General features: G+C 60.9%; 23 protein-coding genes. 11 read left to right on the top strand and 12 right to left on the bottom strand.

Features of this window, described 5'->3' with window-relative positions:
• Positions 1 to 160: 160 nt before the first annotated feature.
• On the bottom strand, positions 161 to 3,160 hold the full coding sequence (locus U1A53_RS01805; protein WP_322278643.1) for a PQQ-binding-like beta-propeller repeat protein: 3,000 nt from the start codon (positions 3,158 to 3,160) through the stop codon (positions 161 to 163).
• A 105-nt stretch (positions 3,161 to 3,265) separates the two neighbouring features.
• Between U1A53_RS01805 and U1A53_RS01800 the strand changes: the two genes are divergently transcribed.
• A complete protein-coding gene (locus tag U1A53_RS01800; protein WP_322278642.1) occupies positions 3,266 to 4,279 on the top strand; it encodes a hypothetical protein in 1,014 nt (337 codons plus the stop codon).
• A gap of 43 nt (positions 4,280 to 4,322) precedes the next feature.
• Complete coding sequence (locus tag U1A53_RS01795) at positions 4,323 to 5,138, top strand: NYN domain-containing protein (protein WP_322278641.1); 816 nt, start codon at positions 4,323 to 4,325, stop codon at positions 5,136 to 5,138.
• A gap of 89 nt (positions 5,139 to 5,227) precedes the next feature.
• Here U1A53_RS01795 and U1A53_RS01790 read toward each other — a convergent pair whose 3' ends face one another.
• Positions 5,228 to 6,451 carry a folylpolyglutamate synthase/dihydrofolate synthase family protein gene (locus tag U1A53_RS01790; protein ID WP_322278640.1) on the bottom strand — a complete coding sequence of 408 codons (1,224 nt, stop codon included), beginning with the start codon at positions 6,449 to 6,451 and terminating at the stop codon, positions 5,228 to 5,230.
• Positions 6,448 to 7,311 (bottom strand): PEP-CTERM sorting domain-containing protein, encoded by an 864-nt coding sequence (locus tag U1A53_RS01785; RefSeq protein ID WP_322278639.1) that lies wholly within the window; start codon positions 7,309 to 7,311, stop codon positions 6,448 to 6,450. The genes U1A53_RS01790 and U1A53_RS01785 overlap by 4 nt, the downstream gene beginning before the upstream one ends.
• A gap of 100 nt (positions 7,312 to 7,411) precedes the next feature.
• Here U1A53_RS01785 and U1A53_RS01780 point away from each other — a divergent pair, with 100 nt between their 5' ends.
• On the top strand, positions 7,412 to 8,947 hold the full coding sequence (locus U1A53_RS01780; protein ID WP_322278638.1) for a glycosyltransferase family 39 protein: 1,536 nt from the start codon (positions 7,412 to 7,414) through the stop codon (positions 8,945 to 8,947).
• Positions 8,944 to 9,549: a phosphatase PAP2 family protein gene (locus U1A53_RS01775; RefSeq protein WP_322278637.1), complete on the top strand. Its 606-nt coding sequence runs from the start codon at positions 8,944 to 8,946 to the stop codon at positions 9,547 to 9,549. Before U1A53_RS01780 ends, U1A53_RS01775 begins: the two co-directional genes overlap by 4 nt.
• On the opposite strand, the gene U1A53_RS01770 is transcribed toward U1A53_RS01775, so the two are convergent.
• The 9 genes from U1A53_RS01770 to cdaA form a co-directional block, all read right to left on the bottom strand.
• On the bottom strand, positions 9,543 to 10,292 hold the full coding sequence (locus tag U1A53_RS01770; RefSeq protein WP_322278636.1) for a hypothetical protein: 750 nt from the start codon (positions 10,290 to 10,292) through the stop codon (positions 9,543 to 9,545). The two genes, U1A53_RS01775 and U1A53_RS01770, sit on opposite strands and share 7 nt — an antisense overlap.
• Positions 10,289 to 10,648, bottom strand: a complete 360-nt coding sequence (locus U1A53_RS01765) for a hypothetical protein (RefSeq protein ID WP_322278635.1) — start codon at positions 10,646 to 10,648, stop codon at positions 10,289 to 10,291. The genes U1A53_RS01770 and U1A53_RS01765 overlap by 4 nt, the downstream gene beginning before the upstream one ends.
• Entirely contained in the window at positions 10,645 to 11,136 is a 492-nt protein-coding gene (locus U1A53_RS01760; protein WP_322278634.1) for a hypothetical protein, read from the bottom strand. Before U1A53_RS01760 ends, U1A53_RS01765 begins: the two co-directional genes overlap by 4 nt.
• 90 nt (positions 11,137 to 11,226) lie before the next feature.
• On the bottom strand, positions 11,227 to 11,724 hold the full coding sequence (locus tag U1A53_RS01755; protein WP_322278633.1) for a hypothetical protein: 498 nt from the start codon (positions 11,722 to 11,724) through the stop codon (positions 11,227 to 11,229).
• 103 nt (positions 11,725 to 11,827) lie between these two features.
• Positions 11,828 to 12,451 (bottom strand): dethiobiotin synthase, encoded by a 624-nt coding sequence (gene bioD / locus U1A53_RS01750; RefSeq protein ID WP_322278632.1) that lies wholly within the window; start codon positions 12,449 to 12,451, stop codon positions 11,828 to 11,830.
• Position 12,452: 1 nt separating this feature from the next.
• Positions 12,453 to 12,623 (bottom strand): hypothetical protein, encoded by a 171-nt coding sequence (locus U1A53_RS01745; protein WP_322278631.1) that lies wholly within the window; start codon positions 12,621 to 12,623, stop codon positions 12,453 to 12,455.
• A 12-nt stretch (positions 12,624 to 12,635) separates the two neighbouring features.
• Positions 12,636 to 13,997, bottom strand: a complete 1,362-nt coding sequence (gene glmM, locus U1A53_RS01740) for a phosphoglucosamine mutase (protein ID WP_322278630.1) — start codon at positions 13,995 to 13,997, stop codon at positions 12,636 to 12,638.
• Positions 13,998 to 14,031: 34 nt separating this feature from the next.
• Positions 14,032 to 14,214: a hypothetical protein gene (locus U1A53_RS01735; RefSeq protein WP_322278629.1), complete on the bottom strand. Its 183-nt coding sequence runs from the start codon at positions 14,212 to 14,214 to the stop codon at positions 14,032 to 14,034.
• Positions 14,192 to 15,040: a diadenylate cyclase CdaA gene (cdaA, locus tag U1A53_RS01730; protein WP_322278628.1), complete on the bottom strand. Its 849-nt coding sequence runs from the start codon at positions 15,038 to 15,040 to the stop codon at positions 14,192 to 14,194. The genes U1A53_RS01735 and cdaA overlap by 23 nt, the downstream gene beginning before the upstream one ends.
• A gap of 66 nt (positions 15,041 to 15,106) precedes the next feature.
• On the opposite strand from cdaA, the gene priA reads away from it, so the two are divergent.
• The 7 genes from priA (at position 15,107) to cyoE (ending at position 22,717) form a co-directional block, all read left to right on the top strand.
• Entirely contained in the window at positions 15,107 to 17,440 is a 2,334-nt protein-coding gene (gene priA, locus U1A53_RS01725) for a primosomal protein N' (RefSeq protein WP_322278627.1), read from the top strand.
• 75 nt (positions 17,441 to 17,515) lie between these two features.
• A complete protein-coding gene (locus tag U1A53_RS01720; protein WP_322278626.1) occupies positions 17,516 to 18,010 on the top strand; it encodes a hypothetical protein in 495 nt (164 codons plus the stop codon).
• An 11-nt stretch (positions 18,011 to 18,021) separates the two neighbouring features.
• Complete coding sequence (locus U1A53_RS01715; protein WP_322278625.1) at positions 18,022 to 18,558, top strand: STAS domain-containing protein; 537 nt, start codon at positions 18,022 to 18,024, stop codon at positions 18,556 to 18,558.
• Between the two features lie 39 nt (positions 18,559 to 18,597).
• Positions 18,598 to 20,046 carry a GAF domain-containing SpoIIE family protein phosphatase gene (locus tag U1A53_RS01710; RefSeq protein WP_322278624.1) on the top strand — a complete coding sequence of 483 codons (1,449 nt, stop codon included), beginning with the start codon at positions 18,598 to 18,600 and terminating at the stop codon, positions 20,044 to 20,046.
• A 29-nt stretch (positions 20,047 to 20,075) separates the two neighbouring features.
• Positions 20,076 to 20,633, top strand: coding sequence for a nucleotide exchange factor GrpE (gene grpE / locus U1A53_RS01705; protein WP_322278623.1), 558 nt, complete (start codon positions 20,076 to 20,078; stop codon positions 20,631 to 20,633).
• 17 nt (positions 20,634 to 20,650) lie between these two features.
• Positions 20,651 to 21,808: a molecular chaperone DnaJ gene (gene dnaJ, locus U1A53_RS01700; RefSeq protein ID WP_322278622.1), complete on the top strand. Its 1,158-nt coding sequence runs from the start codon at positions 20,651 to 20,653 to the stop codon at positions 21,806 to 21,808.
• Positions 21,809 to 21,814: 6 nt separating this feature from the next.
• Positions 21,815 to 22,717, top strand: a complete 903-nt coding sequence (gene cyoE, locus U1A53_RS01695; protein ID WP_322278621.1) for a heme o synthase — start codon at positions 21,815 to 21,817, stop codon at positions 22,715 to 22,717.
• The last annotated feature ends 8 nt before the right edge of the window (positions 22,718 to 22,725 follow it).

Genomic DNA, 22,725 nt, shown 5'->3' with positions numbered 1-22,725 from the left:
GAGGGGTTGGCCAGAGATCAAAACACCGCGCCAGATCAGTCCAGCACGGTCAGGCAGCGAATACGCCCAATCCTGCCATCTCTTGCGCCTGCGCTGCCCCACGGCAGGATCGTCCATGCGTGGGGGCGGGGATGAGCAGTTCAGGGCGCTGCTTGAAACATCACTGCCCCTGGAGCGCGAACCACGACTTCATCTGGTAGCTGCACTGGCATTTGGAGGAGCCGTCGGGCACCAGGACGAGGCCGGAGGCGGGGATTGCGTTGATCCAGCAACTGGGGCGGATGCCGCCGTAGTTCTCGGTGCCGGCGGTGCGGGAGAGATCAAGGTAGCCGAGCGTGGCGGAACGGAAGAGCAGCAGGTTGCGGCTGGAGGAGATCTGACCGCACCCGTAGGAGCGCTGAAAGTCCCAAGTGAGGGGTGAACCGGTCTTGAGGTCCCAAGAGCCGCCCTGCGCGTAGATTTTGTCGTCGTTGATCAGCGGACGGGTTTCGATCTTCACCTGCTGCTCCCAGAGCTTGGCACCGGTGCGGATGTCAAAGCCGCCGAGGCGGCCGCCGGCTTCGGAAGGGATCTCGAAGAATTTGTGGCGCACGGCCTTGTAGTTCATGAGCAAGACGTTGTGCCTGGCACTGACGGAGATCTGCGTGCCCCAAATGTCACTGTCGTTTTTCCACAGAGTCTTGCCGGTGCGAGCATCGAGCGCGAAAAGAGTGCCGTTAGGCACGGCGCTGTGCGGGAGCTTGGGCGCGGCTTTGCCATCGCGTTTGAAGTTGGTGACGCGGTCGGCCTCGATGATCGGGCGGTCGATCAAATAGACCTTCTCGCCCGCGATGGCGACAGAGTTGTGGCGGATGGAACCCGTGGGTTGGTACTGCCATTTCACCGCGCCTGAATTGGGGTCCATCGCAAAGAGCAGCACGGACTCGGTGCGCAGGCTGGTGAGCTGGTAGCGCGGGCTGACGTTGTGCATCTGATTCTCGACGGAGCCGAAAAGGATGCCGTTTTCCCAGGCGAGATAGCCCCAGTTGCGATTGGCGGCGTCTTTGGCGACGGGTGTGGTGAACTCGCCTTTCAGTTTGCCGGTGCTCAACTCGATGCGCAGGCAGCGCGGGCCGCTTTTCACATACACCGAGTCACCACCGATGCAGAAGGGCCCGCCGGTGTCGCCAACACCGACATCGTGATGGATGCCGTCGAAGTCGAGGAGCAGGTTCTTCACGTCGAACTCCCACAGTTTGCGGCCGTTGTAGGCGTCGAGGCAGCAGAGGCCATTCACGCCGCTGACGACCATGTAGCCTTTAGAAACAAGCGGCGCGGGGCCCTGGCCGTGGCGGTTGGCCACTTCGAAATCGACATCGCGGAACCAGAACATGGAGAGCTGGCCTTTGACGACCTCATCGTCGGAACAAAGCGTGTTGGCGGCGTTGCCGTTCTGATGCGTCCAGCTTCCATTGCCGACGGGCGCGATGGCTTTCTCCAAGGTGATCTTGCCTTTCTGCCACTGGCAGAGGACGCCGGAGTAGGGTCGGCGCAGGCGACGCATTTCGTTCTGCACCTCGGGTTGCGCGGCTTGTTTGGGAGCGATCACCAGATTTGCGCACTGCTTGGGGAAGTCGGTGGCACTCAATGCGGCGACGTGAACGGTGATGCGTGATCCGTAAAGGCCGGCGGCGGCGATACGCTGCCGTGCTTCGGCCGCACGGACGGGATCAGGCTCCACGGCGAGGATGTGCAAGTTGGACTGCCGTGCCAGCGCCAGGGCGAGATCGCCGTTGCCAGCGCCGAACTCGACGGCATAGCCCGCGTTGATGCCAGTGGCGGCAAGGATGGCCTTGGCTTCTTTGTCAGCCGTGGCTTCCACTTTGATCTCAGGTGCCTTCGCGATGGCTGGAGGCAGTGGCTCGGGGCTGCCATCGAAGAGATAGACCACGCCGCGATCCGTGGTGGCGACGATACGGCCGTTGCCAGCGGCGAGACCGAGCACGCGGCCTTCCACTTCGTGCTTCCACCACTGGTTACGCTGGCCGTTGTAATCAATCGCGGTGATCAGACCGTCGCAGCCGACCACGGCCTCGCTGCCCGCGATGATGAACTCACTCACCTGCCCTTCGACCGGCACGATGCGATCCTGCTCCAGCGAGTGAACTTTCTGCGCCTGGCCTTTGCGGTCGATCTTTTCCACATCACGCCAGCGATACGTCATGAGCGACCGACCATCGGCGCGCACGAGGCCGCCAGGGACGGCCACGGCGCAGCCGAGACCGAGCTGCGAGGCCAGTTCGCCCGTCGCCACATCGAAGAGGCTGCCGGAATTCACGAAATATTTGTCCGTCAGCAAGGCTCGCGTGCCGCCGCGCTGCTGGTTCTTTTGCAGGTGGTAGTAGCGCAGCTTGCCATCAGAACGATCAAACACCGCAGGCACCGCGCGGCCCGTGGGCACGATGAGCGCGTCTGCCGTAGCAAGCAGATAGCCCTGCGGCGCGACGCCGCTGAGTGCTTCAGCACCACCATGCGGTTGCTTCATGAGCATGCGGCCGGTTTCGCTGTTGGCCCAGACTGCTTTGCCGGACTCTGCATCCAGCGCGTGAATGAAGACGCCGTCGCTCGGCCAGATGCCGCCAGTGAAGTACACCTTGTCCTCCTGCACCACGGGACCGCCACGCGCAGGCCAGTGCGAGATCATGCGCTCGTTGCCGAAGACTTTTTCCGCAGCCGGGCCTGCCCGGTGCTTCCACAGCACTTCGCCATCGGCCAAAGCGAGCGCGTAAAGAAAGCCGTCGTCACTGGCGACGAAGATGCGGTCTTTCCATGCCGCAGGCGCAAAACGAATCGGTCCTTCGGAAAAGAAGCGCCAGCGGATCGCGCCTGTTTTGGCATCCAGCGCATAGACTTGATCATCCGCCGAGCTGCCGAAGACAACGAGATCGCCGACGATGATCGGCTGGAAGGCGAGATCGAAATCCATGCGCTCCGAAGTCGGCCATGCGGGCTGTGGCGGCAGACCCGCGTTGAATTGCCAGCGCAGACGCAATTGATTCGGAATCGTCTCGGCTGTGAATCCACTGCGCGCCGCATCGCCTCGATAAGTGGGCCAGTCGGCGGCTTGCGCCACGAACGGCAGCATCAAAACGGAAAGAAGGATGGAGCAGAAGGAAGCCATGAAGGCAGAAAGAACGTCGCTTGAACGCCGCTTTTCATTGAATCGAATGCCTGGCCCTTCGGCGCAATCCTTGCACCGGCTTGCGGCCTTGGCTTCTTGATCACCATGCTCCGTGCTCGATTTTCACCGCTTCGGATCGCTGTCGCTCTTTCATTTGCGACCGCGCTCCTCAGCCTGGCGTGTCAGGTGCCGGTCTTCCGTTACGCCTTGGAGCGCTGGGAACCGGCCTCGTATCTCGTCTCCATTGTGCCTGCGAGTGGTGGGTTGTCCGCTGTTGAGCAAAAGCTGGTGGAGCAGCTTCGCACGACACCTGAACTGCCGGTGAATCTCGACGTTCAGGTGGAATCTCCCGCCAAAGAGGATCAGGCGCGCATTGCCCTGCGTTATCCGCACAAGCTGCGTGAAGCAGAAGCTGAACCGATCTGGCAGGGTCCACTGACGGCGGCAAATGTGCAACTGCTGCTCGATTCGCCTGTGCGATTGGAGTTGCGCAAACGCCTGCTGACCGGTCAAACCGCCGTGTGGCTCTTTGTGGAGAGCGGTAATGCTCCAAAAGACGAGGCAGCGATCAAAGCACTGACTCAGGCGCTCGAACAAGCCCAGGCAGCCGTCAAACTGCCCGATGGAGTAGTCGGTCGTAACGAGTCTGGAAAGTCCGCCGATCCTGTGAACACGCTCCAGTCCGACCTGCCGCTGAAAGTGGAGTTCTCCTTGCTGCGCCTGCGGCGCGATGATCCGCAGGAGGCCGCGCTGCTGGCCATGCTGCTGCACATGGAGCCTGATTTGAAGGACTTTGCCGGAGAACCGATGGCCTTCCCCGTGTTTGGCCGTGGCCGCATGCTGGAGCCGCTCATCGGTGCCGGAATCCATGATGGCAATGTGCTGGAACACGCCGCCTATCTTTGCGGTGCCTGCTCCTGTGAGGTCAAAGACCAGAACCCGGGCATTGATCTGCTGGTGGCCGCTGATTGGAGCCCGGTCGATACCACGCCCAAGCTCGAGATCGTGCGCATCACTCCGAGTGAGGTCGAAGTGCCGCCGGCAGGCAAGCCGCCGGTGGGTGTGATTACGGCTGGATTGGCGTTGCTAGGTCTGGGCGCGTGGTGGTTTCGTCGCTAACGTCAGTTGACCCGGAGTCTGCGCGGGCGGACGATCTGTGATCATGGCCTCCCCCACCGACCGCGCGCACACGATTGCTGTTTTCTGCGACTTTGAAAACCTCGCCATCGGGGTGAAGGACGCCAAGTACGACAAGTTCGACATGAACAAGGTGCTGGACCGCCTGCTGCTGAAGGGCAGCATCGTGGTGAAGAAGGCTTACTGCGACTGGGACCGCTACAAGAGCTTCAAGGCGTCGATCCATGAGGCGTCGTTCGAGCTGATCGAAATCCCGCATGTGCGGCAGTCGGGCAAGAACTCGGCGGACATCCGCATGGTCGTGGATGCGCTCGATCTGTGTTACACGAAGCCGCACGTCGATACCTTTGCCATCGTGAGCGGAGATTCGGATTTCTCGCCGCTGGTGAGCAAGCTGCGCGAGAACAACAAGACCGTCATCGGCGTGGGCGTGAAACAGTCCACCAGCGGCCTGTTCATCGACAACTGCGATGAGTTCATCTTCTACGACGATCTCGTGCGTGAGGAGGAGAAGACCCAGACGCGACTGGCGCGTGCCAAACCGGCTCCGTCAGCGGCCAAACCGGCCACGCAGGAAAGAAAACCGGGCGGCGATCCCGAGAAGGCGATCCAACTCGTCGTGGAGACGGTGGAGGCAATGCTGGGCCGCAGTGGTAGCGACACAGTATGGGCCGGGCCGGTGAAGCAGGCGATCCGCCGCCGTCAGCCGCAGTTTGACGAGCGCTTTTACGGCTTCAGCACCTTCAGTGCGCTGCTGGAGGCTGCGGCTGAGCGCAATCTGATGAAGTTGGAGAAGAACGAGAACGGTTACCGCATCAAAGTCTCGGCGACGGAGGAGTAGTACGACAGACACTCATGTCTGTCGGCTCTCCGCAAAGTCGAGCGTGTTCGCGACACCCGGATCGACGGACAAGAGTGTCCATCGTACTTTTACTGAGCACTCCGCTCAAATACGGCTGATTTGTTTTCGAGCAAGGCAAGCGATTCACCGGCGAGATAGAGTGAACCGGCGATTAAAACGCGATCCTTTTCGTTCACGGTCTGCAATGCATCGCCGATGCGTTCGTGCATGGTCACAGAGCGCGATTCAAGGTCGAGACTCGTCCAGATTTCGCGCAATTTGGCCGCAGGAAGCGCACGGGGCGAGTCAAAGCCGGTGAAATGCCAAGAAGCGGCGATGGGCGCGAGTTCGCGCAGAACGGCGGCGGTGTCTTTGCCGGAGACCGCTCCGAAGATGATCGCGGCTTTCTCGTTCGGGAACTGCTCGCGCCACGTTTGAGCGAGGACACGAGCGGCATCGAGGTTGTGAGCGCCGTCGATGATGATGGGGCCGATTTTCTGAAAGCGGGCGGGCCATTGAACATCCAGAAGGCCGCGAGTGATCACGTTGCCATCGAGATCGAAGCCGGCGGCACGCAACGCAGCGACAGCCATGGCGGCGTTCCAGCGTTGATGCGGGCCGGGGAGACCAGTTTCACCGCTCCAGGGTGTTTCGATGATCGTGAGCGGTGCGGTGCGCTCTGTGGCGGTACGTTGGATGACTTCGAGCGCCTCCACGTCCTGTATCATCGTGATCACGGGCACTCCGGGCTTGATGATGCCGGCTTTTTCAGCGGCGATCTTCGCCAGTGTGTCGCCGAGCATGTCCATGTGATCCCAACCAATGGGTGTGATGACGGTGACAGCGGGCGTGATCGCATTCGTGGCGTCCAAGCGGCCACCGAGACCGGTTTCGAGCACGACCCACGGATTGTTCCGCTGCGCAAACCATTCCAGTGCGAGAGCGAGTGTGAGTTCGAAGAAGGTGGGATGCGGGTTCCAGTCGGAAACACGCTCACGCAGGCGTGCGATGCCAGCGGCGATCTCTGGGGACGTGATCATGCGTTCCGCGTCACGAATGCGCTCGCCGAAATGAATGAGATGCGGTGAGGTGAAGAGCCCGCCATTGATGCCCGCGACCTTCAGGATCGAATGCATGAAGGCGCAGGTGGAGCCTTTGCCGTTCGTGCCGGTGACGTGGATGAATTTTTGTCCGTGTGCGGGAAGATTCAGCTCGCGCAGCAGCCGCTCCACATTGTCGAGTCCCAGCTTGATGCCGAAGAGCTGCGTGCTGTAGAGCCAGTCGATTTCCTGTTGCGCCGTGTCGTTGATCATTCCCGTGGCGCACGGTGCCTGCGCCGCAGCACGGCGCAAGCACCGACGAGCAGAAGCATGGCGCGCGACGGCTCGGGAACGACGCTGAAGTCGATGCCCTGCGTGGTCATTTGATCGAGATAGACAGCGATGAGGTTGTCGATGGAATACGGAGTGTCGCTGATGGTGCCGGTCACCGAGTGTGTGCCGACCAGGGCGAGCTGTCCATGCCATGGGATAAAGGTTGGGCTGCTGGAGTCGCCGCTCTCGAACATGGAATCACCGGGCAGGCTGCTGTTGTAGCTGTAGCCGATGCCGTAGCTGTCATTGCCGGTGCCTCCGGGGAAATTGTAGGGCAGCACGACATCGACGGTGTTGGCACCGAGCCGCGGGCCATTGGAGCCGTGACCGTAAATGAGAGCCGGCAGTCCGAGGTAATCGATGGTGAACGGCAGATCGAGAATGGGATAGCTGGTGATGCCATGGGCACCGTCCAGTGCCGAAGACAGCATGCCGATGGCAAAGTCACTGGTCTGGCCGTTGAAGGTGAAGTTGTAGGTGTTGCTGACGCCATAGCTCACCACGGAGCCCAGCGTCGGGCTAAAAAAGTTCAGCGTGGAGCCAGGTCCGTGATGATTGGCATAAACGAAGTACTGGTCGCTGATCATCGCGAAGCTCCGCGTGCTGTCTGTGGAACTCCAGCCCACGCCGGAGAGATCATAGCCATTGCCCAGGAAGGAGAGTGAGCTGTTTCCCACCGGTGCGGAGGCGTAACCAGAGGCGAAGCGGTCGTTCACGGCAGGATCGTAGCCGACAATCGTCAAGCCGCTGGCCGTGGAGACGGTCAGCAGCAGCAAAGCGATGGCCAGACGGAGATTCACGTCGCGATGATGACGCCCCGGCGGCTGTTTGCCAAGAAACAAGATCAACACATTGGATTCCCGGTTTCACAGCCGCAATGCACCGCTATCGTGTGCCTGCATGTCTGTGATCTCCGACTCTGACTCCTCGACCTGGCTCAAACGCTTCTGGTGGCTGCTGGCCGCCGTTTTTCTCGTGCGTGTCGGTGTGATGCTGCTGTTTGTGAATGGCGCGGATCTGGCGGGCGACGAGGCTTATTACTGGGACTGGGGCCGCAGGCCGGACTGGTGCTACTACAGCAAACCGCCGATGATCGGCTGGATGATGGGCGTGATCGGCTGGCTCACAGGGAATGCAGAATGGGGCATCCGGTTTGCGGCACTGCTGCTCGGGACGACGACGCTCATCATCATCCACCGCATCGCGCTCGTGTTGTTTGATGCGCGCACCGCGTTTCTCACCGCCTTGCTGGTGCTGCTGACGATTGCGAACGCGGGGCTGAACCTGCTGCTGACCATCGACGCGCCGCTGCTGCTGTGCTGGACGCTGTCGCTGCTGTTGTTCTGGTTGGCGGCGCAAAAGCCAACGTGCAACACACGCTGGCTCGCGCTGGCTCTCGTGATCGGCATCGGCACGCTGAGCAAGCAGATGATGCTGGCGTTCCCGGCGCTGATGCTGGTGTTCGCGGCGGTCTCACGCGAAGACCGGGGTCTTCTGCGCAATCCGCGCATGTGGGCCGCCATCGTCCTCGGCATGGCCTTCATCATTCCGGTGCTGAAGTGGAACCAGGAGCATGCCTGGATCACGCTGGAGCACACCAAGCACCACTTCGACGGTGAGACGCGCAGTTTTGGCAAGTGGATCGGACGCACACTGGAAAACGTGGGCCTGCAGGCGCTGATCTACACGCCGGTGACGTTCGTGGCGCTCGTGACGGCGTTGATTGTGGCGTTGAAGCAACGGGCGAAGCTCACGCGGCCCGCGTTGTTTCTGCTGCTGGCCTCTGCACCAGCTTTGGCGTGCTTTGCGGTGCTTGCGCTACGCCAGCGCATCAATCCGAACTGGCCCGCGGCGTTCTTTGTGCCCGCGTTTGTGCTGGCGGCTGCATGGATGCGCGGACTGCTGCCGAAGACAGCCAATCCCGGTTGGGAACGCTGGTCGCTGCGTGTCGGCGGGGTGCTCGTGCTCATCGTGCATCTTTTGCTCGTCATCGTTTTCGCCACGGATTTGAAGAGCATCAACAAGCTCGCCAGCATCCGTGGTTGGCGCGAGGCGGGGATCGAGGCTCAGAAATTTCTCAATCAGGTGCCGCAGCGTGACAAAACTTTCGTCATGGCGCTCGGGCATCGCTACCACGCGGCGCAGATGGCGTTCTACATGCCCTCACATCCACGTTTGTATCGTTGGGAGCCGAGTGACACGGTGCAGTCGCAGTATGAAATCTGGCCGGGGCCGGAGGAACACATTGGCCACGATGCGCTGATCCTCGATCCTTCGACGGAAGGGACATTGCTGCAAAATGCCGTGTTCACCGAGGCCTTCGAGAAACTGGAGCATCGTGGCGACATCCGCATCCCGCTGGGGCAGGAGACGCGTGAGTTCAGCGTGTATCTGGGGCGGAATTTGAAAAGTTGGAAACCTGTGAGCCCACAATGAACGCCTGGGATCTCAGCCTGCTGCATCAGATCAACACCGCGTGGTCGCATCCGGTGCTGGACTGGCTGATGCCGGCGCTCTCCGCCATCGAGGCCTGGCTGCCGCTCATCATTGTGGCGGTGCTTTTCACCGGCTGGCGAGGCGGCAAACGCGCGCGCGTGATGCTGCTGTGCCTCGGGGTCGCGGTGGGTCTCGGTGATGGCGTCATCTCAAACACGCTGAAGAAGGCGATCGGTCGCGTGCGACCGCGTGATGCGATGGAAAGCGTCATCGTGCGCGATCTCGGCACCGCCTCGCCTGCGTTCATGCGATTGTTCGAGAAGCCAGTGGTCAAAGTGTGTAAACCGAACGGCGAAGTCCGCGGCAAGTCGTTCCCCTCCAGTCATACCGTGAACATGTTCGCGGCCGCCACGGTCATCGCGTGTTTTTATCGCCGTGCTGGCCTCATCATGTATCTGCTGGCCGCTGCGGTCGCGTACTCACGCATCTACTGCGGTGCGCACTGGCCCAGCGACATCCCGCCGTCGATGGCGCTGGGAGTTTTGACGGGGCTTGGAGTGGTGGCAACGCTGCGGCGAATCATGAAGCCAGTGACTCATTGAAACAGCACCCAAGGAGCTTCGGGAAATTTCTCCTGCGCTTCCTCGGCGATGCCGATGTCTCCAGCGAAGCCGTGGTGTACGGCCTTCCACGTTCCGTCTTCGTTCTTTTTCAGCAGCGCGAAGAAATCGAGCTCCATCAAGTCGGAGAAGTCCGCGTTTTTCGGTTTCTTGCCATCGGTGGTCTGCACATCGCCCTGGAAGCGTGCCCATGAGCCGCTCACACGCACATTGCCGGTGAAGAGCACAGGGGTGCCTGCCTGCTTCGCCACCGGGTCACGCATGGCATCCATGACCGCTTTGCGCTCAGGCGTGCCGGCTTTCGGCTCGGTGGCGGGGATTTTTTTGAGCGCCTTCTTGAAGGCAACCTTGTTGGGCTCCTTGAGGTTCAGGCGACTGCTGTTTTTGGGGTCTTCCTGCAGCTCGCCCTCGCCAATGAAGAGCTTGTCGCCATCGAGCTTGAGCACCTCTTCCTCGGCCTGCTCGGAGCCTTCGATGGTGTAGGAATAGAGCACCTGGATGATGCCGCCGCCGGTGACGATGCCTTCGAGCGTGCCGTGGGCGCCGTGTCCATCGGGTTGTTTCGGCAGCCAGTTCTGCGTACCGGTGACCTGGTCGCCATCAATAACCAACGAGATGCGTGTGTACTCCTTGGCGTTTTCCTGGGCGAAGAACAACGTTTGTGGCTCCGCCAAGGCGGGGAGGCTGGAGAACAGAAGGGCGGAGAGAATGAGAGGCTTGTTCATGGCATGGAAGAGAAGAAGGACCAGAAAACACCGGCCTGGATGAGTGCGCCACTGGCAAAGAGAGCGGCAAACAGCCACAGCAGCAGTTTGCGCCTGCCGCGCCAGAAAAAGGCCAGCCCGGCGGGAATACCGGCCCCACCGGCGAGGATTTGACCGCCCAGCATGCCAACAATGAGCGTCATGTGTGTATCCCCGGAGGCTGCGCCCGAGTCATTGGCCATCACATTGGCCATCAAGGACATCATGCCCCAGGCGACATGGGCGATGATCCAAAGCACGATGAAGAGAACGCCGCAAATCACCCACGCGACAGAAACGCCCGTCTTCACGGCAATGGCGGAGGGTTCTTCGCTCATTTGCCTTTGATGGAGTTGAGCACCTTGCTGACATCGTCGCCATGCTGCTTCAGCGATTCCAGCGGGATGATATTGAAGAGCATGAAGAACTTGTCCGTCTTCTTGGGGGCAAACACGGCGCAGTTCACGGCCATCTTCACGCCTTCGACGGTCACGTTGCCGTTCAGGAAGGTCACGCCGATGCCATTGATCTCACCTTTCTCCGGCTCGGCGAGCCATTTGATGCCTTTGAGCTCTTCTTCGAGGCCTTCCTTGGCATCGTCGATGGCGCTGGCGGCCTCATCGGCATCCAGGGCGATGAGTTCCATGTTCACGAGCTCGTCTGCGGACGACGCGGAGACGGATTGGTCATCGGTTTCCACTTTCCAGCCGTCCGGAAAGGCAATGGAGAAGATCGGTTTCTCGGCAGGGTAGTTGATGACTTGATCGGCATTCGCAAGCGGCGTGAGCGCGAGAACGGTGAGGCAGAGAAGGAGGGATGCTTTCATGGGATGTGTGAGTGTGGATTAAAATAAAAAAAACCCTTCTTCAAGAGGTGAAAAAGGGGTCGCTCAGGTGAATCAGAGGCTGAAACCGGCTTATTTGGCCTTCAGTGACTGGATCAACGCACCAATGGCCGCGCCATGCTTGTCGCTGCCTTCTTTGGACGAAATGCAGGACATCAGGATGAAATTCTTGGTTCCTGGCTTGGCGAGCAGCACGAGGTTGATGAAGGCCTTGCCGTGCTCGTCTTCGCCGGTGGCGTTGATGATGGTGATGCCCAGGCCGTCTTTTTCGCCCTTCTCCATGTCGTCATACTTCATTTTTTTGAATTCAGCCATGGTCTCTTTGGCCTCTTTGACGGCGGCATCGTGATCGGCGAGCGCCGCTTCGAGTTCGACGAATTCGACGATCACGCTGTCATCATCTTTCGAAGGCGTGGCCATGAGGCCGTCGTCGTCGATATCCACTTCCCAGGCGTCAGGCAGTGAGACGGACAGGAGGGGGGCGGCCTTCGGGAAATCAACGGATTTGTCGGCGAACGCCAGAGGAGCGCCAATCAGGGTTGCCAGGCACAGAATGAGGGATGTTTTCATGATGTTTTGAAAGTGATGACGAGCACGTGCCTGCCATTGCCACGATTGGAAATGTGGCCGAGTTCCTTGTCAACCACGACTCCGTGACTGTTTTACTTTCAACTCACAAGGGCCACTCGATCTCCGTCTCGCCGTGCATGATTTCGGCGAGGACGGGCACATCAAGGAAATGCTCCAGCACCATGCGGTTGCTGATGCTGGCGGCGTCGCGTTCATCGTGGACGTAGTTGAGAATGATACCAGCGCAGGTGAGGCCACGGGCCTGGATGTTGCGGACGGTGAGGATGGTGTGGTTGAGGCAGCCGAGTTTGTTGTTCACGACGACGATGACAGGCAGTACGAGGCGCTGCGCGAAGTCGGCCATGGTGGCGAATTCGTTTAGCGGGACTTCCCAGCCACCGGCACCTTCGATGAGGACGTGATCATGGCGTTGCGCGAGAACGTGGAAGCTGGCGATGACCTCGTTCAGCTCGAAGCGGCGGTTTTCCATCAAGGCGGCGGCGTAGGGCGCGGCTGGCACTTTGAACCAGACCGGATTGACCTCCTCGACGGTCAAACCGTCACTGCTGGCGTTGGCGAGATGAATCGCGTCATCACGCTGGCCGCAAACGAAGGGCTTGAACCCCGCAGCGCGTTTGCCAGCACGTTTTAAAGCCTCCAGCAGCAGGCAGGTGACGTAGGTCTTACCTGCGTCGGTGTCGGTGCCGGTGATGAAGTAGTGGCTCACGTCACTGTTTTTTTGACATTTGCCAGGCTTGGTTAAGAAGCCGGAATCCAACGACAATGGATACAACACCTGCCACCAGTCCAGGCAGTGTTCCAAACGCCATGCCAATCGTGCCGCAGCCGATGAGGATGCAGGATCCAATCGCCAAGGCTGATTCAAAGTGGTCTTTCATAACGGGATGAGTTTACCCAATCTGCGCGAGAATGGCGGAGGCGATCTTATCGGCCTGGGCTTCGAGGTATTCGACATCACGGCCTTCGACGAGAAGGCGGATGAGCGATTCGGTGCCGGAGTAGCGGAGGAGGACGCGGCCGTAGTCGCCGAGCTTCTTTTCGGTCTCCTTCATGATTTTCTGCGCTTCGACGAGCTGGTCGATGGGCGGCTTGGTGCGCACGCGGAGGTTGCGGGAGCACTGCGGGAATTTTTTCAGGCACTTGCGGAGCTGGCTGAGCGTCTCGCCGGTTTCCTTCATGATGCGCAGGACTTGCAGGCCGGCGATGAGGCCGTCGCCGGTCGTTGCCCAGTCGCCGAAGATGATGTGGCCGCTCTGCTCGCCGCCGAGGTTCAAGCCGCGTGAACGCATTTCTTCGAGCACATAACGATCACCCACGCCGGTGCGGATGACGCGGCCACCAAGGCGTGAGACGAGGTCGTCGAGGCCGTAGTTGCTCATCACGGTGACGGCGAGCGTATTCTGCTTGAGCGTGCCTTTGCGCAGCATGGCTTCAGCGGCGATGGCCATGAGTTCGTCGCCATCAAGGGCGATGGCTTCTTCATCGCAGAGCGCGATGCGATCCGCATCGCCGTCATGCGCGATGCCCGCCTGTGCCTGAGACTGGCGCACGATGCGTTCGATCTCCTCGGCGTGCGTGCAGCCACACTCCTCGTTGATGTTGAAACCGTCCGGCTCGGAATGGAAGACCTGAACGTCAGCGCCGAGTTGCTCCAAGGCGAGAGCGCTGGTGTAGGAGGAAGCACCGTGCGCGTTGTCGAGTGCGACACGCATGCCGTCAAGGCGTACGCCTTCCATCGAAGCGACTGCGTGCGTGACATAACGCTCCACGCCATCAGCGAGCGTGGTGATGCGGCCAATGCCGCGACCTTCGGGACGTGGCGTGTCCTCATTGCCAAGCACGAGGCGCTCAATGGCTATCTCGGTCTTGTCGTTGAGCTTGTGACCGTCGCCATGGACGAATTTGACGCCGTTGTCCTTGAACGGGTTGTGCGAGGCTGAGATGACGACGCCAAAATGCGCTCCAAGCTGTGCACTGAGCATCGCCACGGCCGGCGTGGGCAGTTGGCCGGCGAGAATGACATCGACACCGGCGGAATTGAGGCCAGCGGCGAGAGCGGCCTCCAGCATTTCACCGGAAGCACGGGTGTCGCGGCCCAGAACGGCCTTGGGGCGCTCCCCGCCCGCCGGTTTGCCGCCAAGCACAACGGCGGCGGCCTGCGCGAGGCGCATGACGAACTCAGGGGTCATGGGATGACGATTGGCCACGGCACGCACGCCGTCGGTGCCGAAGAACTGGCGCTTTTCAGACATAGGACGCGCGTTCTAACGCAAAACGCCGCCAGTGTCAAAGCCGTGCGGCAGGCGCAGCGGGTGCGGCAGGTGCGGGCCGGGCACTGGGGTGCGGCTGCGTGGAGCGCGCATCCTGCGCCTTGATCATGTACCAGAACAAAAACGCCAGCAGGATCGAGATGAGCTTCTCGCGCCAGTTGCGGGTGAACAGCTGCTTAAATCGATGACCCCAGTTCATGACCGCCCTCCTGTTGGGGTTCCGCCGCGCCTGTGCCCGAACCTTCGTTCAGGATTTCGTTGATGCGGTTACGCAGTTCATCCGGCTCCAGGTCGTGTTCGAGCCTGCCCTGATAGCATAGCGAGAGCGCACCGCTTTCCTCAGACACCGCCAGCGCGATGGCGTCCGTCTCGTCGGAAATGCCCATGCCGGCCCGATGCCGCAGGCCGATGGCACGGTCCTGCACATCTCTCTGGCTCACAGGAAACACACAGCCAGCGGCAGCGATGCGGCCCTGGTCGATGATCATGCCGCCGTCATGCAGGGAGGTCTTGGGGTGGAAGATGGTGGTGATGAGCTCCACCGAGATGACCGCATCCAGTTCGATGCCAGATTCGGCATAGGGCTTGAGATCAATGCCACGCTTCAAAGCGAACAACGCCCCGCAACGGCGTGACGAAAGCTGCTGCATCGCCTCCATCAGCACGTCCAGCGCCTCGGGATCGGGGCGGTTGAAGGAAAAAATGCGGCTGCTGCCCAGTTCCGCCAGCACGCGGCGCAATTCGGGCTGGAAGATGATGACCAGCGCAATCGCGAGGAAGACCGAGAAGCGCTGCAACAGCCCGCTGATGACCGAAAGCTCCAGCAAAAGCGAGATGAGTGCGAGGCTCAGCAGCAGAATGAGCAGGCCCGTCAGAATGCGCGCGCCACGTGTCGCACGGAAAAACAGGTATCCATGATACGCCAGCGCGGCGAGGATGATGATCTCCACGCCGTCGCGCCAGTGCTCTGTCAGAAAGTCCCACATGCCGTATCGCTCCGTGCTGCTGCGTGGGAACGATGGCACGGGCGTGTTCGTTTCTCAAAAGAAGAATCGTTTTGGCGTGTGATTCACGGCGGCTAGGATGACCGCATGCCGCAAACCCCGCCGAACAACCCTTCCAAGCCAAAGCAGAGCGATCTGTTTGGCATGGCGGTGGATGCGCCGGGCCCGCAGCCAAGCGAGACACGCGTCGCCCGCGTGCAGCTCGAAGGCGCAGCGGCGATGGAGCTGGATTATGCGATTCCCGAGACGCTGGCGGACGAGCTGGTGGTGGGATCGCGGGTGATGGTGCCACTGCAAAACCGCCGCGTGAACGCGGTGGTGCTGGAGTTGCTGGATGAGTCGCCGCATCGTGGAAAACTCAAGGAAGTCGCCTCGCTCATCGGGAAGCGGCCAATGTTCACGCCGGGGCTGCTCAAGTTGGCGCGCTGGATCGCGGAATATTACGTCGTCTCGGTGCATACGGTACTGCGCACGATGCTGCCGCAGGCGGTGCGCGACAAACCAGGCAGCTTCGTGATGGACAGCCATCTGAAGTTGGTGAAGGAGCCCGCCCCGGCGGAATTCGAGAAACTGCGCAACAAAGCGCCGATGCAGGCACGGGTGCTCGATATCCTGCGCAGCTTCAAAGGCGAGGCGACGCTGAGTCAGATCCGTCAGGATGTGCCACGTGCGGCAACGATCCTCAAACCACTGCTCAAGGCGGGCTGGATCACGCGCAGCGAGGTGCGTGTGGAGCGCGATCCGTTTCACGACGAGGAGTTCCTGCCCAGCCAGGCGCTGGTGTTCACAGACGAACAGCAGGCGGCTTACACACGCATCGCGGCAGCGATTGATTTGGCGGAGAAATCGAAACCGATCCTGCTGCATGGCATCACGGGCAGCGGCAAGACGGAGGTGTATTTGCAGGCTATTGCACGCGTGATCGAGCGTGGCGGCACGGCGCTGGTACTGGTACCGGAGATCGCGCTGACGCCGCAGACGATTGAGCGCTTCAAGGCGCGTTTTTCCGACCGCCACGAGCGAATCGCGGTCCTGCACAGTCATTTGAGCGATGGCGAGCGCCACGATGAATGGTTCAAGATTCACGAGGACCGCGCCGACATCGTGATTGGAGCGCGCAGCGCGATTTTCGCGCCGCTGGAGCGGCTGGGCATCATCATCGTGGATGAGGAGCACGAACCGTCGTTCAAGCAGGACGAAACGCCGCGCTACCATGCGCGTGATGTGGCGGTGGTGCGCGGCAGCCTTGAAAAATGCGTCGTTCTGCTTGGCAGCGCGACACCAAGCCTGGAATCCTTTGAAAATGCCGCCAGCGGCAAGTACGAGCTGCTCAAGCTCTTGCAGCGCACCGATGGACGCACGCTGCCGCTGATCCGCATCGTCGATATGCGCATGGAGCGGCGCAAAGGCACGGGAACGAGCGTGGCAAACGCGGGCATCCTCTCTGAAAAGCTGCGGGCGGCGATCACGTCACGTTTGGAGAAGAAGGAGCAGACGATCCTGTTTTTGAACCGGCGCGGCTTCAACACCTCGCTGACCTGCCTGGGCTGCGGCGAGACGGTGCAGTGCCAGGATTGCAGCATTCCGATGACGTTGCACAAGCACGAGAACCGCCTCGTCTGTCACGTGTGCGGTGCACGAAGGCTGCCGCCGTCGAAGTGCCCGTCCTGCCAGGAACCGGGACTGAAATTCGCCGGATTTGGTACGGAACGAGTCGAAACAGTGGTGCGCGAGGTGTTTCCGCAGGCGCGCATCGCCCGGGTCGATACGGACACGATTCAGCGCAAAAACCAGCTCCGCGACCTGCTGCGGGATTTCCGGGCGCAGAAGCTGGATCTCATCATTGGCACGCAGATGATCGCCAAAGGCCTCGATTTTCCCAATGTGACGCTGGTGGGCGTGTTGAATGCCGATCTGGCCCTCAATCTGCCCGATTTCCGCGCGGCGGAGCGCACGCTGCAACTGCTGGTGCAGGTGGCGGGCCGCGCCGGACGCGGAGAGGTCAAAGGCGAGGTCGTGGTGCAAACGTATGCCCCGCACAGTCCTGCGGTGCAGTTTTCCCGCCACAACGACTTCGAGGGCTTCGCGCAGCAGGAGCTGGAGCAGCGCCGGGCGTTCCACTACCCGCCGTACACGCACGTCGTGCTGCTGGCCAGCCGGGGAAAACATCAAACGATGGCGGAATTTGCCCTGCAAACGCTGCATCGCCGGCTGTTGGAAGGTTTGCCGGAAGGCGTGATCATGGGCGAACCGGCTCCGTGTGCGATGGCGAAGGCGCATGGGCAGTACCGCTACCAGCTTTTGTTGCGTTCGCCCAAAATCCGCCCGCTGTGCCGCCACATTCAGCGCGTGATCGAGGCGACGACGCTGCCAAACGACGTAATCGTGACCTGGGACGTCGATCCAGTCTCACTTTTGTGAATTATGTCCTTCGGACAGTCAAAGAATCGAAGGGGACGTTGACATGCTGAATCTCAATCCAATATTCACCCCTCCATGACGACAGAGACACGCCCCCCCTGCCTCCGCCTCGGATGCCTTGCCATCCTGGCCCTTTTTCTTTCCGCGTGCTCCAGTGCAGTCGAGGGTCCGGGAGGCCGCATCGGCAAGGTGAAATACTACCATCTGATGCCGAACTACCAGCCGCGCTCGCAGGATCCGGCGATTCTCTTTGAGCGCGAGCATCACGTCTATGGCGCGGTGACGAAGGAACAAATCATGGATCGCTTCGGTCATTACTACACCGTGTTCTGGAAGGCTGATGACCGCAGCGAACCAGTGACGGTACGGTTTGAATATCAGCAGGCGCTCTCCGGCCTGAGCAAACGTGTACAGGAGCAGATCGTCGATGACATCCGCCGCAGCAACATTTCCAAATTCCAGATCACCGGCCAGGAATATCAAAAAAGCGGCCGTGTGGTCGCATGGCGCGTGAGCGTCCTGCGAGGCAAGGAAGAACTGGTCAGCCAGCAGTCCGCGCTCTGGAACTAATAACACCAAGCATGACCCCTCCCACTCACATTCTCGTTGGCACCATCGGACGTGTGTTCTGGATGCGGGTGGACGGACGAGGCACGTTTCAAAACAGCCTGCAGGCCAAGAAAGCGCTCCAGCGGGTGATCACCCAGGGCATGACGAATCTCGTCGTCGATCTGGAGCGCTGCCCGATGATGGACTCCACTTTTCTGGGCATGCTGACGGGCGCGGCCTTGAACCTGCGCGAGTCAGGCGGCGGGTCACTGAGCGTTTTGAATGCCAACCAGCGCAATCTGCAACTGCTCACCAGCCTGGGGCTGGATCATATTCTACAACTGGATGTCGAGGGCAATCTCTGGACTGATGAACGCAAGGAGGCCTGCAACGCCCTGCAGCACTGCGGTGAAACCAGCGCGGAATGCAAGGCGGCTCAGACCGAGCATGTGCTCTCTGCTCATCAGGCCCTGGCAGAGGTGAGTGATGCGAATGAGTGCCGGTTTCACGACGTGATCGAGTTTTTGGAAAAAGAGCTGGAGGCTGGCACGGCTGCTGTTCCCGCCTGAGGCGCCCGCCCGGATGAGCCGGGAACGCCGTTTGAACCCATGACCACTGTCCTTCTTGTCCTGATCGTGTTGCTGCTGTCGGCAGGACTCGTGATGCTGGCCAAAATTGCACGGCAGCAAAAGCATTCCATCGCCGAGCTGCGTGCCCAGGAAGAGGCGATTGTGGCCGAGGAACGGCGCATGTTTCACTATCTGCACGATCTCGGAGAGGCGATCTGGCGGGATGACCAGCAGGCGTCGATGTACCGGCTGATTGTCGAGGGCGCGATCCGAGTCACCCAAAGCACGGGTGGCGCGCTCTACCTCATCGACGAGGCCACTCAGCATCTGGTGCCACGGCACTATTCCGACTTCTGCGCCCCGCTGATCATCGTCCCGGAGCGCGTGCAGCAGCAGATGAAGGACAATTCCGCCACGCTGCTGAGCACGTTGCGCATGCAGGCGGTGACGCTGGACCAAGGGCTGCTCGGCAGCATTTACACCCAGCAAAAGACGGAGCTGGTGCCGGATCTCGGCACTGACGCGCGGCTGGGTGCCAATCTGGTTCCCACCCAGCAAAACGTCATTGCCATGATCGGTCCGTTGAGTTTTGGCACGCGCAGGCTCGGGGTACTGGCCGTCACTTCGCCCAAAGAAGGCCGCAATTACAACGCGAACGACTTCGAGGTCTTCAACTCGCTCATTGAGCAGTCTGCCTTCGCCCTGGCAAATGCCATGTCGCATCAAGAAGCCGCCAAGAACCGCATGGACCAGCAGGAACTCCTCAATGCGAGCCAGATCCAACAAGTGCTGCTGCCAGACCGTGACCCCGAGGTGCCTGGATTCATCGTGGCAGGCAAGAACATCCCGGCCCGCACGCTCAGCGGCGACTACTTTGACTTCCTCAAGCTGCCGGGGGGCAAGTTCGGCGCCGTGATCGCCGATGTGTCCGGCAAAGGCCTCGGCGCCGCCATGATCACCGTCATGTGCCGCACGCTCATGCGTGCCAAGGCCGCAGCCGCAGCCTCGCCCAGCGCGGTGCTGGCTGCGGTGAACCGCCAGATCGCCCCGGACATCCGGGAGGACATGTTCATCACCATGTCCTACGTCGTGGTGGACAAAGACGGCTCGAAGCTCACGATCGCACGCGCCGGGCACAACGCCGCCCTGCTCTGGCGCAAGGCCACGGGCAAGGTCGAGGCGATTCATCCGCCCGGCCTCGGCGTCGGCATCGACAAGGGCGCAGTGTTTGAACGCGTCACCAAGGACGAAAGCTTCGAGATGCAGCCCGGCGACTGCCTGCTGCTCTACACCGACGGTGTGAACGAGGCCATGGACCCAAAGGGCATTGAATTCGGCGAAGAGCGTGTGCAGGAGCAACTGGCCAAGCACGCCCCCCATGGCCCCAAGGCGGTGATCGGCGGCATCATCGCCGATTTGGAGCACTTTTTGAAGGGTCGGCGCTCACATGATGACATCACCTTGATTGCCATGCAGAAGACGGCATAGTCGCGGCCCCCCAAAACCCCGCGAAAACTATGACCGAGCCGAGTCCCGAGACGACCCAGCAAGCACCGCCCGAAGCCGTTCCCAATCCAGCCACCGACGCTCCTGCCGAAGCAGCGCCGCCGCTTGATCCCATCACGGCACTCACCCAGGAAGTGGATCGCTGGAAAGATCTGGCCTACCGCAGCCAGGCGGAGCTGGACAACTTCCGCAAGCGCTCCGCCCGCGAGGCGCAGGAAACCCGCACCTACGCCAATGGCGACCTGCTGCGCGCCCTGTTCCCCATCATCGACAATTTTGACATGGGCCTCGAAGCCGCACGTGCCGAATCCGAGAAGTCGATGATTTTCATGGGCATGAACATGGTGAACCGCCAGATCCAGGATTTTCTGCGCGACAGCGGTGTGCAGGAAATTGAAGCCCAGGGCAAAGCCTTCGACCCGAATATGCATGAGGCCGTTGCACAGGAAGCCAGCGTTGAAGTCGCCGAAGGCACCGTCATCCGCGTCACGCGTCGTGGTTACAAGCTCAAGGACCGCATGCTGCGTCCTGCCAGCGTCATCGTTTCCAGCGGTCCTGCTGCGGCCTAACCCCTTTTCACATCCACATGGCTGACAAACGCGATTATTATGAAGTCCTCGGCGTCTCCCGCGACGTTTCTGCTGAGGATCTAAAAAAAGCCTACCGCAAACTCGCGGTGAAATTTCATCCGGACAAAAATCCGGACGACAAGAGCGCCGAGGGCAAGTTCAAGGAGGTCGGCGAAGCCTACGACGTGCTCAGCGACGATCAAAAACGCGCCGCGTATGATCGCTACGGCCACGCCGCCTTCTCTGGTGGCATGGGCGGCCCGTCCGCCGGTGGTGGCGGTGGTTTCCACGATCCCTTCGACATCTTCCGCGAAGTCTTCGCCGGTGGCGGCGGCGGTGGCATCTTCGAGCAATTCTTCGGTGGCGGCAGTGGAGGCGGTCGTCGTCGCGACGGCCCGCAGCGTGGCAGTGATCTGCGTTACGGCATGGAGATCAGCCTCGAAGACGCCGCGCATGGCGTGGAGCGTGAGATCGAATACGAGCGCAGCGCCTCGTGCAAACCCTGCTCCGGCACCGGTTCCAATAGCGGCGGTGGTGGCAAAAAAACCTGCCGCACCTGCGGTGGTGTCGGCCAGGTCATCAGTTCGCGCGGCTTTTTCCAGATTCAGCAGACCTGTCCCGATTGCAGTGGCAGCGGCGAGACGATCAGCGATCCCTGCCGTACCTGCAGCGGCACCGGACGCTCCAAAGAACGCACCAAGGTCCGCGTCAAAGTGCCCGCAGGCATCGAAGACGGCTCACGTCTGCGCTCCAGCGGCAATGGCGACCTCGGCCTCAAAAACGGCCCCGCTGGCGATCTCTACATCGTCATCCAAGTCAAATCGCACGAGATCTTCGAACGCGAAGGCAACGACCTGCACTGCGACATGCCGCTTTCCTTCGCCACCGCAGCCCTCGGCGGCGAGATCACCGTGCCGACGATGGAGGCCAAGGCTGCCGTCAAAGTCCCCGCTGGCACGCAAAATGGCACCACCTTCCGTCTGCGTGGCAAAGGCATGAAAATCCTCGGGGAAGACCGCTTCGGGGATCTCTACGTTCACGTCCAGATTGCCGTGCCGACGAAGCTCAGCGCCGAACAGCGCGAGAAGCTCGATGAATTCGCCCAATCTCTCGGCGAACAAACCTCTCCGATGGAGGAGAGCTTCTTTGAGAAGGCGAAGAAGTTTTTCCGCTAGCCTGCCATGACCACCCGCGACCTGCTGACCCTGACGAAGTTCCGCCTCAGTGCGCTCGTCATCGTCACCACGTTCGTTGGTTTCTGGCTGCGTGCGCCCAAGGGCTTCGATGTCTGGCTGCTGGTGCATACGATCATCGGCAGCACGCTCGCCGCGTTCGGTGCCGCCGTGTTCAACCAGCTCATGGAAATCGAGCCGGACTCACGCATGCAGCGCACGGCGGATCGTCCCCTGCCCTCGGGTCGCGTCAGTCCTTCCGCCGCCTTTGGCATCGGCTGGCTGTTGAGTGCTTGGGCGCTGATTCATCTCACGATTCGCGTGAACATGGAGGCCGCAGCGCTCACCGCGCTCACGCTGGCGGTGTATCTCTTCATTTACACACCGCTGAAACGTCAAAGCGCCACCAACACGCTCGTTGGTGCTGTCTCGGGCGCTCTACCACCACTCATCGGCTGGGCGGGCGCTGCAGGCCCGCTGCCTGCCGGGTCTGCGACGCACTTCCGCTGGGATCTGATGCTCGAACCGGGTGCGATCTACCTCTTCCTGCTGCTCTTCCTCTGGCAGCTCCCGCATTTCCTGGCCATCAACTGGATGTATCGCGACGAGTATCGCAAAGGCGGCTTCGTGATGCTCGCCAACGATGATGAGGAAGGTGCGCGCACCTCACAGCACGCTCTCGCTTATTCGATCAGCACGGTGCTGCTCATGTTTTACCCGGTTTATGCCGGCGTGGCCCATGCATGGTGGTTCCTGCCTCCCGCGCTGCTGCTCAGCGGCTGGCTCTGTGTGCTCGCGCTGCGCTTCAACCGCCAGCCTGAACGTCCCACCGCGCGCAAACTCTTCTTCTGCACGCTGATGTATCTCCCGGCCATCCTGCTCGTATCCATCCTCGCCTGGAAACGCGCGTAACCCGCCAC

Source organism: Prosthecobacter sp., assembly GCF_034366625.1.
Classification (GTDB): domain Bacteria; phylum Verrucomicrobiota; class Verrucomicrobiia; order Verrucomicrobiales; family Verrucomicrobiaceae; genus Prosthecobacter.
The sequence above is the reverse complement of the archived record's forward strand: the minus strand, read 5'-3'. Positions and strand labels throughout refer to the sequence as shown.

What these genes read in the sequence shown, in the direction of transcription:
- U1A53_RS01735 (WP_322278629.1), bottom strand. Translation starts at nt 14,214, where the DNA reads ATGAACTGGGGTCATCGATTTAAGCAGCTGTTCACCCGCAACTGGCGC.
- dnaJ (WP_322278622.1), top strand. Translation starts at nt 20,651, where the DNA reads ATGGCTGACAAACGCGATTATTATGAAGTCCTCGGCGTCTCCCGCGAC.
- U1A53_RS01795 (WP_322278641.1), top strand. Translation starts at nt 4,323, where the DNA reads ATGGCCTCCCCCACCGACCGCGCGCACACGATTGCTGTTTTCTGCGAC.
- U1A53_RS01715 (WP_322278625.1), top strand. Translation starts at nt 18,022, where the DNA reads ATGACCCCTCCCACTCACATTCTCGTTGGCACCATCGGACGTGTGTTC.
- U1A53_RS01745 (WP_322278631.1), bottom strand. Translation starts at nt 12,623, where the DNA reads ATGAAAGACCACTTTGAATCAGCCTTGGCGATTGGATCCTGCATCCTC.
- U1A53_RS01800 (WP_322278642.1), top strand. Translation starts at nt 3,266, where the DNA reads ATGCTCCGTGCTCGATTTTCACCGCTTCGGATCGCTGTCGCTCTTTCA.
- U1A53_RS01720 (WP_322278626.1), top strand. Translation starts at nt 17,516, where the DNA reads ATGACGACAGAGACACGCCCCCCCTGCCTCCGCCTCGGATGCCTTGCC.
- U1A53_RS01710 (WP_322278624.1), top strand. Translation starts at nt 18,598, where the DNA reads ATGACCACTGTCCTTCTTGTCCTGATCGTGTTGCTGCTGTCGGCAGGA.
- U1A53_RS01790 (WP_322278640.1), bottom strand. Translation starts at nt 6,451, where the DNA reads ATGATCAACGACACGGCGCAACAGGAAATCGACTGGCTCTACAGCACG.
- U1A53_RS01775 (WP_322278637.1), top strand. Translation starts at nt 8,944, where the DNA reads ATGAACGCCTGGGATCTCAGCCTGCTGCATCAGATCAACACCGCGTGG.
- U1A53_RS01780 (WP_322278638.1), top strand. Translation starts at nt 7,412, where the DNA reads ATGTCTGTGATCTCCGACTCTGACTCCTCGACCTGGCTCAAACGCTTC.
- priA (WP_322278627.1), top strand. Translation starts at nt 15,107, where the DNA reads ATGCCGCAAACCCCGCCGAACAACCCTTCCAAGCCAAAGCAGAGCGAT.
- U1A53_RS01765 (WP_322278635.1), bottom strand. Translation starts at nt 10,648, where the DNA reads ATGAGCGAAGAACCCTCCGCCATTGCCGTGAAGACGGGCGTTTCTGTC.
- U1A53_RS01770 (WP_322278636.1), bottom strand. Translation starts at nt 10,292, where the DNA reads ATGAACAAGCCTCTCATTCTCTCCGCCCTTCTGTTCTCCAGCCTCCCC.
- glmM (WP_322278630.1), bottom strand. Translation starts at nt 13,997, where the DNA reads ATGTCTGAAAAGCGCCAGTTCTTCGGCACCGACGGCGTGCGTGCCGTG.
- U1A53_RS01805 (WP_322278643.1), bottom strand. Translation starts at nt 3,160, where the DNA reads ATGGCTTCCTTCTGCTCCATCCTTCTTTCCGTTTTGATGCTGCCGTTC.
- U1A53_RS01755 (WP_322278633.1), bottom strand. Translation starts at nt 11,724, where the DNA reads ATGAAAACATCCCTCATTCTGTGCCTGGCAACCCTGATTGGCGCTCCT.
- grpE (WP_322278623.1), top strand. Translation starts at nt 20,076, where the DNA reads ATGACCGAGCCGAGTCCCGAGACGACCCAGCAAGCACCGCCCGAAGCC.
- U1A53_RS01760 (WP_322278634.1), bottom strand. Translation starts at nt 11,136, where the DNA reads ATGAAAGCATCCCTCCTTCTCTGCCTCACCGTTCTCGCGCTCACGCCG.
- cyoE (WP_322278621.1), top strand. Translation starts at nt 21,815, where the DNA reads ATGACCACCCGCGACCTGCTGACCCTGACGAAGTTCCGCCTCAGTGCG.